A 13343-nucleotide genomic window follows, 5' to 3' on the forward strand; every position below is an offset into this window, starting at 1 on the left:
GGCCTCAACCGCCGCAGCGCATCCAGACGCAATCGATCGCGTCCAGCGCCAGATGCAGCAGCAGGCCGATGCCGAACAGCCGGGTGCGGCGCGGCAGCAGCAATCCCGCGTAGACGGCCGCCGCCGGCGCGGTGTGCAGCGGGTGGAAGCCGATGCTGCAGCGGTCCGGCGCGTAGATCGGATCGGCCAGCAGGTGGTCCAGGTCGATCACCCAGCCCAGCAGCAACAGCACCCAGGCGCGGCCGAACCGCGGCCGCCAGAACATCCATGCCAGCAGTGCGGGCACCGCCGCGTGCAGGCACACGTGCAGAATCGCGCGCAGTCCCATCCGCTCAGGTGCCCATGGGCTGGCCGACGCCGGCGGCGGGACGGCGCGCCTGGCCCGCGCGCGGCGTGCGCCAGGCGCGGGACGGTGCCGCAACGGCGGTGGAAAAAGCAGCAGGAACGGGTGGGTGCATGACGCGGCGGCAAGGCGATCGGCCAGCGAGTGTACCGGCCGCCGGCGGGCGCCGGCGTTACACTGTGCATCTTGCCGGGCAGTGGCGCCACGGCCGTTCCGGAGTGGTGATGATCAACAACGACGTACTGCGCAGCATCCGCTACATGCTCGACCTGGGCGACAGGCACGTGGTGGACCTGATCCACCTGGCCGACCCGGCGTTCGATGTCGACCCGGCGCAGGTGCACGACTTCCTGCGGCGCGACGACGAGCCGCTGTTCGAGCCCTGCCCGGATGCCGCGCTGGCACGTTTCCTCGACGGGCTGATCTACCACTTCCGTGGCCGCGACGATTCGCAGCCGCAGCGCGCGCCCGAGGCCCGCATCACCAACAACCTGGTGCTGAAGAAGCTGCGCGTCGCCTTCCAGCTCAAGGACGTGGACATGCACGCGATCTTCGCCGCGGCCGGCTTTCCGCTGTCCAAGCCGGAGCTGTCGGCGCTGTTCCGGCAGCCGGACCACAAGAACTACCGCGCCTGCGGCGACCAGTTGCTGCGCAACTTCCTCAAGGGCCTGACCGCGCGCGTGCGCGGCGCATAACGGCAGCAACAACCGGCGCGTCGCCGCTGCGTACGCAGGCCACGTGCATGAAGGAAAAAGCCCGGCATCGCCGGGCTTTTCCTGTTACGCCATGTGCGGGCTGCTTACCAGCTGAAGCGCGGGCCGACCGACCATTCCTTGTTGCCGTGGCGGTCCATCTTGATGTCGCCGTTGATGCCCCAGTTCTGGTTCAACTTCACCTGGCCGCCCAGGCGGCCGTAGAACGCGCCGTCCGGGTTGACGCCGTGCTTCTTGGTGTAGTCCTGGTAGCCGGCGAAGGCATACACCTCGACGTGCTCGCCGAATGCGTTGCGCAGGCCCACTTCGGCGTTGTAGCCGTCGAAGTCCAGGTTGCTGTGGTGCCGGTCGAACTTCTGGTAGCCCACGCGCGCGACCAGGTCGGTGCTCGTCGCGATGGCGCGGTTGTAGCCGGCGCCGATGCGCCACTGGTCGAACTTGGCGTCGGTGTGGTCGACCTTCTGCTGGGTGAAGTCGCCGAACACGTGGAAGTTCGGGTGGAAGGCCCAGGAGCCCTTCAGCGCCCAGCCGTCGGCGTCGGGACCGGACACGTCGGTCTTGACGTAGTCGCCTTCGACATAGTTGTAGGAAAGGTTGTCAGCAGCGGAAGCGGCGAACGGGAGGGCGGCCGCCAGGGCCAGGGCAATCAGGGACGTCTTCATGGGGGTACACCTTCAGGAATTACTGTCTGGTGGCGCGGCGGCTCGTCGGCTGCCTGCGTCCGGATGTAATTTTTCCGTTATCCAGCCCAACCCTTCCTGAAATCGCGAGGCGCACTGCAACGCGTTTTTAGGCCTCTATTCAGGCGTTTTCTGGCACGCGCGCGCCGTGCCACGGTTCGCCGGCCGCGTGCTTTGCCGCGAGCGGCGGTGCAGCGGGGCGCCGCTGGCGATATCGCTCAGGATCGGGCAGTCCGGGCGCTCGTCGCCGGCGCAGCAGTCGGCCAGGGCGCGGACGGTGGCGACCATGTCCTGCAGCTCGGCGATGCGCTGCTGCAGTACCGCCACGTGCTCCAGCGCCATGCGCTTGACGTCGGCGCTGTGGCGCGAACGGTCGCGCCACAGCTGCAGCAGTTCGCCGATGCGCTCGACGCTGAAGCCCATGTCGCGCGAGCGCTTGATGAAGCCCAGGGTGTGTATGTCGCGGGGGCCGTAGACGCGGTAGCCGGCCCCGCTGCGCGCGACCGGGCCGATCAGCCCGTTGTCCTCGTAGTAGCGGATCATCTTGGCCGAGATGCCGGTGGCCCTGGCGGCCTGGCCGATGTTCATCACGTCTTGCATCGTCGTCTCCGTCGCCGCCGGGCAGGATCAGGGCGCGAAGCGCCGCAGCCGCAGCGCATTGCCCAGTACGAACACCGAGGACAGCGCCATGGCGCCGGCGGCGAACACCGGCGACAGCAGCACGCCCCACAACGGATACAGTACGCCGGCCGCCAGCGGGATCAACGCGGTGTTGTAGGCGAACGCCCAGAACAGGTTCTGGCCGATGTTGCGCATCGTCGCCTGGCTCAGCGCGATGGCGTTGGGCACGCCCTGCAGGCTGCCGGACATCAGCACCACGTCGGCCGCCTCGATCGCCACGTCGGTGCCGGTACCGATGGCCAGGCCCACATCGGCCGCGGCCAGCGCCGGCGCGTCGTTGATGCCGTCGCCGACATAGGCCAGGCGGCCATGCGCGGCCTGCAGCCGCTTGACCGCCTCGACCTTGCCCTCCGGCAGCACTTCGGCGACCACCTCGTCGATGCCGAGCTGGCGGGCAATGGCGTCGGCGGTACGGCGGTTGTCGCCGGTGATCATCGCCACCTTCAGTCCCAGCGCATGCAGGTGGGCGATGGCCGCGGCGGTGTCGGCCTTGACCGGATCGGAAACGGCGATGATCGCCGCCAGGGTGCCGTCGATGGCGGCGTACAGCGGGGTCTTGCCCTCGCCGGCCAGCCGCGTGGCGACTTCGGCGAACGCCGCCACGTCGAGCCCCAGCGTACGCATGAAGCGGTCCGCGCCGACGTCCACGCGCACCCCGTCCACCTGCGCGCGCACGCCCTGGCCGGTGACCGACTCGAACGCCTGCACCGGGGGCAGCGCCAGGCCCTCGGCCTGCGCGGCGCCCACGATCGCGCGCGCGATCGGGTGCTCGGAGCGGTCTTCCACCGCGGCCACCTGCGCGAGCACGCGTTCGCGGTCGAAACCGCCGGCCACGTGCAGGTCGGTCAGCAGCGGCCGGCCTTCGGTCAGGGTGCCGGTCTTGTCCACCGCCACCACCGCCGCTTCCTTCAGCAGCTGCAGCGCCTCGCCCTTGCGGAACAGCACGCCCAGTTCGGCGCCGCGGCCGGTGCCGACCATGATCGAGGTCGGGGTTGCCAGGCCCATCGCGCACGGGCAGGCGATGATCAGCACGGCCACCGCGTTGACCAGGGCGAACGTCAGCGCCGGCGATGGACCGAATGCCCACCACACAGCGAAGGTCAGCAGCGCCAGGCCCATCACCACCGGCACGAACCACATCGTGATGCGGTCCACCAGGCCCTGGATCGGCAGCTTGGCGCCCTGCGCCTGTTCCACCAGGCGGATGATCTGCGCCAGCACGGTGGCGCCGCCGACGGCGGTGGCGCGCACCCCGAGCGTGCCGGTCTGGTTGACGGTACCGCCGACCACGCGCGCCCCGGCCGCCTTGGCCACCGGCACCGGCTCGCCGGTGATCATCGATTCGTCCACGTAGCTGTCGCCGTCGACCACCTCGCCGTCGACGGCGATGCGCTCGCCGGGACGCACGTCGATCACGTCGCCGGCCGCCACCTGCGCCAGCGGCACTTCCACCGCGCCGCCGTCGCGGCGCACCCGCGCGGTCCTGGCCTGCAGCCTGAGCAGGCGCTTGATCGCTTCGGAAGTGCGGCCCTTGGCGCGCGCCTCGAGCATGCGCCCGAGCAGGATCAGGGTGACGATGACCGCCGCCGCCTCGTAGTACACGTTGACCGTGCCGGCCGGCAGCAACCGCGGCAGGAAGGTCGCCACCAGCGAGAAGCCATAGGCGGCCAGGGTGCCGACCGCGACCAGCGAGTTCATGTCCGGCGCGGCGCGCAGCAGCGCGGGAATGCCGGCGCGGTAGAAGCGGCGGCCCGGGATCGCCAGCACCAGCGTGGTCAGCGCGAACTGCAGCAGCCAGCTGTTGCGCGTGCCCAGGGTGCTGGCGATGGCGTGGTGGAACGCCGGCACCAGGTGCGCCCCCATTTCCAGCACGAACACCGGCAGGGTCAGCGCCGCGGCCAGCAGCAGGTCGCGGCTGAGTCCGCGCAGTTCCGCGTCGCGACGCTGCGCTTCCCGGTCCTCGTCCACGGCCGCCTGCAGGACGCGCGCCTCGTAACCGGCCCTGGCGACCGCGGCGAGGAGCGCGGCCGGATCCAGCGAGGCGTCGCCATGCACCTGCGCGCGGCTGGTGGCCAGGTTGACGCTGGCCGAAAGCACGCCGGGCACCTTGCCCAGCGCGCGCTCGACCCGGCCCACGCACGACGCACAGGTCATGCCGTCGATGCCCAGTTCCAGCGGCGCCGGCGCGGGCACCGCGTAACCGGCCTTCTCCACCGCGCGCACCAGCGCCTGCCGGTCCACGGCGTCGCCGCGCACGGTGGCGCGGCCGGTGGCCAGGTTGACCGCGGCGCTGGCCACCCCGGGCACGGCGGCCAGCGCGCGCTCCACCCGGCCCACGCACGACGCGCAGGTCATGCCCTCGACCGCTAGGGTCTGCGTCATTCCGCCCTCGGCGGCGGGGTTCTGGCTGTTCGGGGTCATCACCGGCTCACCTGGCGTTGTCCATGATGGCGGCATCTTGAAGCTTCCCATCATGGGAAGGTCAAGGGGCGAGGAGTGAGTGAAGAGGAGTGAGAGATGAGAGAGAGCGGCATTGCTTGCGCTTTGGCTTTTTCTCACTTCTCACTCCTCTTCACTCACTCCTCGCCCCGCCCCTTGACCTTGCCACCATGGCAAGCCCCAGACTGCCCTCCCCTCAAGGAGAAACCGCCATGAACCTGCATATCGAGAACATGACCTGCGGCGGCTGCGCGCGCAGCGTCACCGCCGCCATCAAGGACGTGGACCCGGCCGCGACGGTCACGATCGACCTGGCCAGCAAGCGCGTGCACATCGAATCGGCGCAGCCGGCCGAACGCTTCACCGCGGCGCTGGACGACGCCGGCTTTCCGCCACGGCAGGACCCCTGAAGGCGGGGGCCTGCCCCCGCATCAGGCATTCCCGGTGAAGCCCCATGCGCGGCAAGCCACGCATCCGCCCGACCGGCACCGGCGCGATCGGCGCTACCGGCCCACCCGCGTCCACACTTCGCGCTCGACCATGCGCCCGCCGTCCCAGCGCTCCAGCGTCCAGGTGTCGCCTTCCAGCGTGTAGCGGAATTCGTAGCTGCCGCCGTTCTGCAGCGGATAGGACGCCATCAGCGGCCGCTCCAGGTAACGCGTGGCGTCGCCCTCGTAGGTGCCCGAGCCCGCGGCCCAGAACGCGCCGTTGCGGGTGCTGGTGAAGGCGAAACGCCCGTCGGCCAGTACCTTGGTGCCGGCCAGGCCCTGGCTGGCATAGTCCATGCGCGCGCCGTCGCCATCGAGCGACTCGCCCGACCGCAGCTGCCACGCGCCCTGCAGTCGCGCCAGGTCGGTGGCCGCGGTGGCCCAGGCGGGGGACGCCACGCACAGCAGCAGCACGGCGGCGGGCAGCCGCAGGATCGGGGGCATCGGCATCGGGATCTCCGCACAGGGCAAAGCGGCATTGTGCCGGCATCGACGCGGCGCCGCCGGCATCGGTTCATCGGCAACTTCCGCCCGGGCGGGGCCGTGGGCCGGGGCGCTATCATGGCGCCCGTACTTTCTTCGGCGGCATGCACGTGCAGACCATCCTCACCCCGGTATCGATCGGCGAACTGATCGACAAGATCACCATCCTCGAAATCAAGGCCGAGCGCATCACCGACGCGGCCAAGCTGGACAACGTGCGCACCGAACTCGACGGGCTGTGGCCGCTGTGGCTGCAGCAGCAGGCCGCGCGCCCGGAACTGGCCGCGCTCAAGCAGCAGCTCAAGGCGATCAACGAGCGCATGTGGGACATCCAGGACCAGCTGCGGGCCAAGGAAACCGCGCAGGACTTCGGCGAGGCGTTCATCGCCCTGGCGCGCGGCGTCTACGGCACCAACGGCGAGCGCGTGGCGGTCAAGAACGCGATCAACCACGTCGCCGGCTCGGCGCTGGTCGAGGAAAAGCAGTACCAGGGCGAGTAAGCCGCCCGGCACGGCGCGATGCAAATGAAAAGGCCAGGTCGATGACCTGGCCCGCGGGATACAGCGCAGTTGCGGTTCAGTGCAGGGCGGCCGGGGTGCCGCGTGCCTGTTCGGCCGGCACCGGTGCGGTCTTGATCGACAGGCACATCGGGCAGACGCTCTCCAGCACCTTGATCGCGGGTTGATACACCGTATTGCACTTCATGCACTGGACCATTCCAGTCGTGACGGCTTCCATAAGCCCTCTCTTTGTCGTTGCTCGATCCTGCAATATCGCGACGACCACCGGGTTTTTCAAGGGCCGGGGGCATTTCCGGCGCGCGGGAGGCTCAATCCAGCGCCAGCAGCGGCACGTCGTACCAGCGCGCCTGCGGGAAGCGCGCCTGCATCCAGCCACGCAGGTAGCGGCGGCTTTCGGCGGCGATGACCTCGTCGCTGCCGTCGTCGCGGCTGTTCCAGGCGATGCCGTGCAGGGCGACGCCACGCGCGGCGATGGCCTCCAGCGACAACAGGGTGTGGTTGATGCTGCCCAGCCGCCCCGAGGTGACCAGGAGCACCGGCCAGCCCTGCCGGGCCACGTAGTCGAGGGTCAGCAGGTCCGGGGTCAGCGGCACCAGCAGCCCGCCGGCGCCCTCCACCAGCACCGTGGCGTAGCGCGCGCGCAGGCGCGCGGTGGCGGCGCCGATGGCGTCCAGGTCCAGCGCGCGCCCCTCCAGCCGCGCCGCCAGGTGCGGCGAGGCCGGGTAGGCATAGAGCGCCGGCATGGTGGTGCCGTCGCGATCCTCCTCGAACAGGCCACAGCCCATCAGCCGCCGGTGCAGCAGGATGTCGTCCGACGCGCCGACGCAGCCGGTCTGCACCAGCTTCTGGGTGATCACCTCGCCGTCCTGGTCGAGCCACTGCCGCGCCAGCCAGCCGGTGACCACGGTCTTGCCGATCTCGGTGTCGATGCCACCGACGAAAATCACCTCGCCGTTCATGCCCGCATGTCCTCGTCCTGCAGTCCTTCCACCAGCGCGACCATGCCGTCGCACAGCCGCCGCAATTGTTCGTCGTCGATCACGTAGGGTGGCATCGCGTACACCAGCCGCCCGAACGGACGCAGCCAGATGCCCAGGTCCAGCAGGCGCCGCTGGATGCGCTCGAGCCGCAGCGGCGCGGTCAGCTCGATCACGCCGATGGCGCCGAGCACGCGCACGTCGGCCACCCGCGGCAGCGCGCGCGCCGGCGCCAGCCGTTCGCGCAGGACCTGTTCGATGCGCTGCACGTTGCCCTGCCAGTCCTGCGCCAGCAGCAGTCGGGTGGACGCCAGCGCCACCGCGCAGGCCAGCGGATTGGCCATGAACGTCGGCCCGTGCATGAACACGCCGGCCTCGCCGGCCGCGATGGTGTCGGCGATGTCGCGGCGGGTAAGGGTCGCGGCCAGGGTCAGGTAACCACCGGTCAGCGCCTTGCCGATGCACAGGATGTCCGGCGTGATGCCGGCATGTTCGCAGGCGAACAGCCGGCCGCTGCGGCCGAAGCCGGTGGCGATCTCGTCACAGATCAGCAGCACGTCGTGGGCGCGGCACAGCCGTGCCAGTTCGCGCAGGTACTGCGGGTGATAGAAGCGCATGCCGCCGGCGCCCTGCACCACCGGCTCGATGATGAATGCGGCCAGCTCGTCGCCGTGGTCGGCGAACAGGCGTTCCAGCGGTGCGATCTCGGCCGGATCCCAGGCCCCGTCGAACGGCGTGACCGGCGCCGGCACGAAGCGCCGCGACGGCAGCGCCGCGCCGAACAGACCGTGCATGCCGGTGACCGGGTCGCACACCGACATCGCGTTCCAGGTATCGCCGTGGTAGCCCGAGCGCGTGGTGGCGATGTTGTGGCGGCCGGGTCGGCCGCGCGCGGCCTGGTACTGGATCGCCATCTTCAGCGCCACTTCCACCGACACCGAGCCGGAGTCGGCATAGAAGATCGCATCCAGTGGCTGCGGCACCATCGCCAGCAGCTGCCTGCCCAGGGCGATGGCCGGTTCGTGGGTGAGCCCACCGAACATCACGTGCGCCATGCGCCCGAGCTGCTCGATCGCCGCCTGGTTCAGCTGCGGATGGTTGTAGCCGTGGATCGCGCACCACCACGAGGCCATGCCGTCGATCAGCCGGGTGCCGTCGGCCAGCTCCAGCAGCACGCCATCGGCACGCGCCACTTTCAGCGCCGGCGGCGCATGGCCCAGCGCGCTGTAGGGATGCCAGAGGTGCTCCCTGTCGAATGGATCGGTCAGCATGTACGGGTGTGTCGTGACACCGGCGCGGCGGCGTGCGGGCGCGTACCTTACCGCGTCGTCCGCGGGCCTGCATCCGGATCGGCGGGCATCGTGCCGGCGCGTCGCTGCGGCTGGGCCTGGTGGGTGAACACCGTATAGGTATCGCCCGGGTGCGGCACCCCCGCCAGGTCCAGCGCATGGCCGATGGCGCCGCGGTGGTAGGTGGCGTGGTTGAGTACGTGGAACAGGATTTCGCGGCGCGTCATGCAGCCGTCGCGGCCATCGGCGAAGCGGAAGCGCAGCGCCTGGTCCCATTGCGCCGGCGCCAGCGCGGCCAGATGGGCCGCATACCACTGGTCGGAGGCTTCCAGGCGCATGGCCAGCGCCTCCAGGGCCGGTACTTCGGCGCTGTTGGTGGCCGCATGCGGCGACGCCTCGCCCAGCAGCCGCGCGCGGAACAGTTCCTCCACGATCACGATGTGGTTCAACTGCTGCCGCGCGAAGGCGACGCTGGCGGGGAACGCCCGTGCGTCCACGGCGCGTATCGCCTCCAGCGTGCGCTGCATCGCCCAGCGCTTGTAGGCGAAGGCATCGTCGAACAACGTGTCCGACGCCGGGGCAGGCGATGGCATCACCGGGGTGGGCCGGCGATGGCGCGGGGAAAAAGGTACGACGCGGGCATCACGCCTCGTCTTCTTCCTCGTCCTCGTCTTCCTCGTCCTCGTCGTCTTCTTCCTCGAACGCGTCCAGCTCCTGCACCCGCACGAAGTTGGGCAGTGCATCGGCGAAGCCGATCTGGGCGCCGTCGGCGATCATCGCCCGCACCTCGCGCTTCATCGCGCTTTCCACCAGCGCGAAGCACACCACGCCCTGCGCGCTCTCCTCGCCGTCCTCGTCGAACACGGCCACCCAGCCGGCCGCGGGCATGATCTGGATGATGTTGTCTTGCATGGACGGTCACCAGGAATGAAGAAGCCCAGAGCTTGCGCGAAGCGCATGGCCAACGCAATCGCGGCGCACCGGTTCACCGCGCCGTCGCCGGCGTGGCGTTGTCGGCCAGGTACGCCGCCGCGCGGCTGAACGCGGCCGGCGCACCGCAGCGGCAGCATTCCCGGGGCGCGGGCAGCCACGCGCACGGCTCGGCACGGGCCGCGGCAATGGCGCCAGGCAGGCAGCGGCCGGCCGTGCGGTGCCGGCGCGGCCGCGGTCAGTCGGCCTTCCAGGTACCGCCGCCCTGTGCGCAGCTGGCCGGCAGGCCGGCCAGGTCGTCGGCCGAACGCTCGTAGTAGAAGCCGTCGAAATCCTGGCCGAACAGGCGCCGGCAACTGCCCTGCGCCGGCGCTGGACAGGCGTCCATGTAAGTGATCTCGCCCGCCTTGCCGCCCATCTGCGCCGAGGTCTGCGCCAACCCCTCGCACACGCGCTTGAGTTGAGCTTCGGTGGAGGCACCCGCGGTCTGCACGCAGTCGCGGGAACGGATGACCTGGCCGAGGAGCGAAAACTCGCCGGCGATCATGCACGCGTGCGTGGCGGCGACACCGGGGGCCGCATCCGCTGGGGCCGCCGTCGCCGCTGCATCCGCCGGGGTGGCCTGCGCCGGCGTGTCCTGCGCGCCGCAGCCGGCCAGTACGCTCATCGCGCCCGCCAATGCCCATGCCTTTCCATGCCGCCATGCCCATGCCATGCAGTGTTCCTTCATCCGTGGGAACGCCGATCATAGCGTGCGCGGGCGGCGGGCCAGTGGCGGCGGGCAGCGCAACGCGCGTGGTCAGCGCTCGCCGGCCTCACCCTGCAGCGCCAGCGGACGCACCTGCTCCAGCAGGCTGACCAGGGTCTTGCCCGGCTCCTCCCACGGGATCATGTGCGCCGAATGCTCGAACCAGACGCCGCGCTTGTACGGCGCGCGCACCTGCGCCAACCAGGCCGCGGTCGGTTCCGAGGGCGTGGTGTAGTCGTGGCGCCCCATGAACATCAGCACCGGGATGGGGAACCGCTTCACCCCGCGGTAGTCCACCTGCAGGAACTCATCCAGCAACCGCCCGAGGGTGAATTCGCTGCCGGCGTTGATCGCGCAGCGTGCCGCATCGTCGTAGTCGGGCGACAACCGCGGCCCCTGGAAGAAGTAGTTCGACTCGCTGCGGAACGCACTCAGGCCGCCGTAGTGCTGTGGCCATTTGCGGGCCACGACGATCCGCTCGCGGGTGAGCGGCGCGTCGCCCGGATAGGGCGCGATGGCCTCCATCTCGCGCACCGCTTCGGCGTTGCCGCGCTCGCGCGCGGTGCGCAGGCCGTAATCGAAGCTGACCCGCTCGTTGGTGCGCACGTCGATCACCTGGCCGATGCCGACATACGCATGGAACAGGTCCGGGCGCTGCAGCGCCGCCTGCATCGCCACCACGGTGCCCCAGCTGTGCCCGACCAGCACCAGCTTGCGCTTGTGGTAGCGGCTGCGCAGGTAGTCGGCCAGTTCGATGGCATCGTCGACGTACCGCTGGATGCGCAGCGTGCCGGCCACCTCCTGCTGCGGGTTGAGCAGCAGCGTCCGCCCGGCACCGCGCTGGTCGTAGTTGACCACGGTGAAGTACTCCTCCAGCGGGCGCTGGAACTGCCACAGCGTGGGGATCACCGGCGATGCCGGCCCACCGTGCACGAACAGCAGCAGCGGGTTGTCGCGGTCCTGGCCGCGCACGTTGACCCACTGCGCGATGCCGCCGATCTTCGCCGCGTAGTCCTCCTGCACGCCGTTGGGCGCGACGATGCGCCCCAGGTCGGCGATGATCCCGCGCGCCGGCGCGTAACTGGAACGGTCCGGGCAGGCATCCTGCGCGGCCGCCAGCAGCGGCGCCAGCGCCAGGACCAGCGCTGCAGGCAGGCGAAAACGGTATGCGCTCATCGGCATTGGCCTCCAGGCCGGATTGTGGGCACCGCCGAACGCGGCATGCTGGCGCCCGCCGCGGCTGGACCGCGGCGGTCATGCACCGCGCCGCCGGACATCGGTGGTCGACCGTTCCCGATCCGCGTTGCCCGCCGGCGACGGCAGCGGCTCATTCGCCCAGTTCCGGGTCGAGCAACAGGAGCGCGGCGGCGGCCGCGGCGAAGTACACGCGCTGGTCATCGTCGAGCCGGCGGTCCAGGTGCACCCGGCCGCGGTTGAGCACGTCGACCACGGCGCGCGTGCCGCCATCGCCGGCGATGACGTAACCGGTCGGTGTCATGCCCCTGACCGGCGTGCCCTGGTAGGCATACACGGCGCGCACCGCGTAGTCGCTGCCCCATGGCGACTGCAGGCGCCCGCCCAGGCCCTCGCCCTCGCGCCTCACCTCCAGCACCTGCATGGGCTGGCCATCCATCCGCAGCCCGCACGCGAGCAGCGGCCCGGCCATCGCCGTCAGGTCGACCGTCAGCCGGTGTGATTCGCTCCCCCGGCCCGCGGTCCATGCCTGCGTGCGGCACTGCACCTGCACCGGTGGCTGGTCGCGCGCCACCATCGTGTAATCGTAGGGCCGGGACGTGCGGCCCACGTCGAATGCCGGCAAGGGCACGCGCCAGGAGAAGGTCGAGCCCTCGCGCATCCGCAGGGCGCTGTACGGACCGAACCGCACCGGTTCGTTGAAGCGCCGCGGCGAGTGGCCGCTGACCTCGTAGGCCACCGCATCGGCAGTGAAGCCGTCGGGCATGCGCATCTGCGCGGGCGTGCAGGCCGGCAGCAGCGGGACCAGCAGCAGGCAGACCGCGACCGGGGCAGTGATGCGCATGACCGTATCCAGCAGGGGCGATGGGCGGATGCTAGAGCGCATGCGCGGACCGCCACCCCTGCCATTGGTTTGCCGCGCCCGGGAGGTTCAGGCGCCGTTGCCGGCGCGCGGGCCGCCAGCGCCGGACGTTACCGCGGGTGGTCCACCGGCCGCCGCCTGGCCGCCGGTACACCCTCGACGCGTGCTCCCACGGGGATCAGTACCAGATCGCGGCGGGCAACCCGGTGCGGTCCGGCTGCACCTGCGCCGGCAGCGATCGCGCGCGGCCAGCGGCAATGCGTTCGGCACTCCACAACGCCGCCAGGGCATCCAGTACGTCGTCGGTCGCGGCCTGGCGCGCCGGCACCGCACGCAGCAGCGCCATCACTGCGTCCTGGCCGTAGATGTCCGCCAACAGGCTGACGCGCCTCTGTGCACCGGCGAAGGTGCGCTTGCCATCCGCCAGGCCGCGCCCCGCTCCACCATTGAGCGCAGCGAACGACACCTCCGGATGTATCTCGCGCACCCGTTGCCGTGCATCCACGTCCCCCTGGAGCAGTTGGTCCCACTGGCGGATCTTGGGCAGGATCGCGAACGACTGCGCGCCGAAGCCGCGCCCGTCGATCTCCCGGTGGCGGCGGGATGCCTCGGGCTGCGAGCCCGCATCGAGAATGCCGCGCACGGGCGTGGAAAAAACACTGCTGGCCCGCTTGCCGCCAACGAAGCAGCGCGCCTCGCGATCGGCCGGGCGGCCACCCTGCTCGCAGAGCCCTATCGGAATATCCACCGCGATCACCCGGGCCGTCCGGTGCGTATGGAAAAGTTGCTGGGCGTCGGGGTGCAGCGCATGCACCAGCCCGCCCCCGCCCCACCAGACGGCGATCCATCCGCTGCCGGCGCCATCCACGCCGACGCACCCCTTGAACTGTTCCATGCTTCCCCCCGGGCACTGGTCACAGGACGACGCAGCCGCCCAAGCACGCCTGCGTCCACACCAACTCGCAAAGCAGCCCCGTCGGCTGCTCCCCGCCGGC

At 70.6% G+C, this 13343-nt stretch carries 17 protein-coding genes; 3 read left to right on the top strand and 14 right to left on the bottom strand.

Features of this window, described 5'->3' with window-relative positions; genetic code table 11:
- Positions 1-4 precede the first annotated feature (4 nt).
- Entirely contained in the window at positions 5-328 is a 324-nt protein-coding gene (locus tag MKP15_RS08480) for a DUF6122 family protein (protein WP_161614919.1), read from the bottom strand.
- A 239-nt stretch (positions 329-567) separates the two neighbouring features.
- Here MKP15_RS08480 and MKP15_RS08485 point away from each other — a divergent pair, with 239 nt between their 5' ends.
- Positions 568-1038, top strand: coding sequence for a DUF1456 family protein (locus MKP15_RS08485; RefSeq protein WP_104939764.1), 471 nt, complete (start codon positions 568-570; stop codon positions 1036-1038).
- A 104-nt stretch (positions 1039-1142) separates the two neighbouring features.
- Here the strand turns inward: MKP15_RS08485 and MKP15_RS08490 are convergent, their stop codons facing one another.
- The 3 genes from MKP15_RS08490 to MKP15_RS08500 all read right to left on the bottom strand — a co-directional run bounded on the left by MKP15_RS08490 (position 1143) and on the right by MKP15_RS08500 (position 4838).
- Positions 1143-1718 (bottom strand): Ax21 family protein, encoded by a 576-nt coding sequence (locus MKP15_RS08490; RefSeq protein ID WP_240212416.1) that lies wholly within the window; start codon positions 1716-1718, stop codon positions 1143-1145.
- A 135-nt stretch (positions 1719-1853) separates the two neighbouring features.
- Complete coding sequence (cueR, locus tag MKP15_RS08495) at positions 1854-2324, bottom strand: Cu(I)-responsive transcriptional regulator (RefSeq protein WP_161614938.1); 471 nt, start codon at positions 2322-2324, stop codon at positions 1854-1856.
- A 39-nt stretch (positions 2325-2363) separates the two neighbouring features.
- The gene (locus MKP15_RS08500) at positions 2364-4838 is read right to left on the bottom strand and encodes a heavy metal translocating P-type ATPase (protein ID WP_240212417.1); all 2475 of its coding nucleotides are present in this window, start codon (positions 4836-4838) and stop codon (positions 2364-2366) included.
- 230 nt (positions 4839-5068) lie between these two features.
- Here MKP15_RS08500 and MKP15_RS08505 point away from each other — a divergent pair, with 230 nt between their 5' ends.
- Entirely contained in the window at positions 5069-5266 is a 198-nt protein-coding gene (locus tag MKP15_RS08505; RefSeq protein ID WP_104939768.1) for a heavy-metal-associated domain-containing protein, read from the top strand.
- A gap of 93 nt (positions 5267-5359) precedes the next feature.
- Here the strand turns inward: MKP15_RS08505 and MKP15_RS08510 are convergent, their stop codons facing one another.
- Positions 5360-5794, bottom strand: coding sequence for a hypothetical protein (locus MKP15_RS08510; RefSeq protein ID WP_240212418.1), 435 nt, complete (start codon positions 5792-5794; stop codon positions 5360-5362).
- Between the two features lie 143 nt (positions 5795-5937).
- Between MKP15_RS08510 and MKP15_RS08515 the strand changes: the two genes are divergently transcribed.
- Positions 5938-6327 carry a DUF6165 family protein gene (locus tag MKP15_RS08515; RefSeq protein WP_104940287.1) on the top strand — a complete coding sequence of 130 codons (390 nt, stop codon included), beginning with the start codon at positions 5938-5940 and terminating at the stop codon, positions 6325-6327.
- Positions 6328-6403: 76 nt separating this feature from the next.
- Here MKP15_RS08515 and MKP15_RS16990 read toward each other — a convergent pair whose 3' ends face one another.
- From MKP15_RS16990 to MKP15_RS08555, 9 genes are all read right to left on the bottom strand, one after another.
- The gene (locus tag MKP15_RS16990) at positions 6404-6532 is read right to left on the bottom strand and encodes a hypothetical protein (RefSeq protein WP_256363880.1); all 129 of its coding nucleotides are present in this window, start codon (positions 6530-6532) and stop codon (positions 6404-6406) included.
- Between the two features lie 124 nt (positions 6533-6656).
- The gene (gene bioD / locus MKP15_RS08520) at positions 6657-7307 is read right to left on the bottom strand and encodes a dethiobiotin synthase (RefSeq protein ID WP_240212419.1); all 651 of its coding nucleotides are present in this window, start codon (positions 7305-7307) and stop codon (positions 6657-6659) included.
- Entirely contained in the window at positions 7304-8596 is a 1293-nt protein-coding gene (gene bioA, locus MKP15_RS08525) for an adenosylmethionine--8-amino-7-oxononanoate transaminase (protein ID WP_240212420.1), read from the bottom strand. The genes bioD and bioA overlap by 4 nt, the downstream gene beginning before the upstream one ends.
- A gap of 47 nt (positions 8597-8643) precedes the next feature.
- Positions 8644-9207 (bottom strand): DinB family protein, encoded by a 564-nt coding sequence (locus MKP15_RS08530; protein WP_240212421.1) that lies wholly within the window; start codon positions 9205-9207, stop codon positions 8644-8646.
- A gap of 49 nt (positions 9208-9256) precedes the next feature.
- Entirely contained in the window at positions 9257-9526 is a 270-nt protein-coding gene (locus MKP15_RS08535) for a hypothetical protein (protein WP_104939773.1), read from the bottom strand.
- A 256-nt stretch (positions 9527-9782) separates the two neighbouring features.
- Complete coding sequence (locus MKP15_RS08540) at positions 9783-10211, bottom strand: hypothetical protein (protein WP_240212422.1); 429 nt, start codon at positions 10209-10211, stop codon at positions 9783-9785.
- A gap of 132 nt (positions 10212-10343) precedes the next feature.
- Positions 10344-11468 carry an alpha/beta fold hydrolase gene (locus MKP15_RS08545; RefSeq protein ID WP_240212423.1) on the bottom strand — a complete coding sequence of 375 codons (1125 nt, stop codon included), beginning with the start codon at positions 11466-11468 and terminating at the stop codon, positions 10344-10346.
- 151 nt (positions 11469-11619) lie between these two features.
- Positions 11620-12330: a hypothetical protein gene (locus MKP15_RS08550; protein ID WP_240212424.1), complete on the bottom strand. Its 711-nt coding sequence runs from the start codon at positions 12328-12330 to the stop codon at positions 11620-11622.
- A 196-nt stretch (positions 12331-12526) separates the two neighbouring features.
- Entirely contained in the window at positions 12527-13243 is a 717-nt protein-coding gene (locus MKP15_RS08555; protein ID WP_240212425.1) for a DUF429 domain-containing protein, read from the bottom strand.
- Positions 13244-13343: the final 100 nt, after the last annotated feature.

Source organism: Stenotrophomonas sp. Y6 (assembly GCF_022436665.1).
In the GTDB taxonomy this organism is placed as follows: domain Bacteria; phylum Pseudomonadota; class Gammaproteobacteria; order Xanthomonadales; family Xanthomonadaceae; genus Stenotrophomonas; species Stenotrophomonas acidaminiphila_A.

Coding starts and splice junctions, on each gene's coding strand:
- MKP15_RS08480 (WP_161614919.1), bottom strand. CDS start 328: ATGGGACTGCGCGCGATTCTGCACGTGTGCCTGCACGCGGCGGTGCCC.
- MKP15_RS08485 (WP_104939764.1), top strand. CDS start 568: ATGATCAACAACGACGTACTGCGCAGCATCCGCTACATGCTCGACCTG.
- MKP15_RS08490 (WP_240212416.1), bottom strand. CDS start 1,718: ATGAAGACGTCCCTGATTGCCCTGGCCCTGGCGGCCGCCCTCCCGTTC.
- cueR (WP_161614938.1), bottom strand. CDS start 2,324: ATGAACATCGGCCAGGCCGCCAGGGCCACCGGCATCTCGGCCAAGATG.
- MKP15_RS08500 (WP_240212417.1), bottom strand. CDS start 4,838: ATGACCCCGAACAGCCAGAACCCCGCCGCCGAGGGCGGAATGACGCAG.
- MKP15_RS08505 (WP_104939768.1), top strand. CDS start 5,069: ATGAACCTGCATATCGAGAACATGACCTGCGGCGGCTGCGCGCGCAGC.
- MKP15_RS08510 (WP_240212418.1), bottom strand. CDS start 5,794: ATGCCGATGCCCCCGATCCTGCGGCTGCCCGCCGCCGTGCTGCTGCTG.
- MKP15_RS16990 (WP_256363880.1), bottom strand. CDS start 6,532: ATGAAGTGCAATACGGTGTATCAACCCGCGATCAAGGTGCTGGAGAGC.
- bioD (WP_240212419.1), bottom strand. CDS start 7,307: ATGAACGGCGAGGTGATTTTCGTCGGTGGCATCGACACCGAGATCGGC.
- bioA (WP_240212420.1), bottom strand. CDS start 8,596: ATGCTGACCGATCCATTCGACAGGGAGCACCTCTGGCATCCCTACAGC.
- MKP15_RS08530 (WP_240212421.1), bottom strand. CDS start 9,207: ATGCCATCGCCTGCCCCGGCGTCGGACACGTTGTTCGACGATGCCTTC.
- MKP15_RS08535 (WP_104939773.1), bottom strand. CDS start 9,526: ATGCAAGACAACATCATCCAGATCATGCCCGCGGCCGGCTGGGTGGCC.
- MKP15_RS08540 (WP_240212422.1), bottom strand. CDS start 10,211: ATGAGCGTACTGGCCGGCTGCGGCGCGCAGGACACGCCGGCGCAGGCC.
- MKP15_RS08545 (WP_240212423.1), bottom strand. CDS start 11,468: ATGAGCGCATACCGTTTTCGCCTGCCTGCAGCGCTGGTCCTGGCGCTG.
- MKP15_RS08550 (WP_240212424.1), bottom strand. CDS start 12,330: ATGCGCATCACTGCCCCGGTCGCGGTCTGCCTGCTGCTGGTCCCGCTG.
- MKP15_RS08555 (WP_240212425.1), bottom strand. CDS start 13,243: ATGGAACAGTTCAAGGGGTGCGTCGGCGTGGATGGCGCCGGCAGCGGA.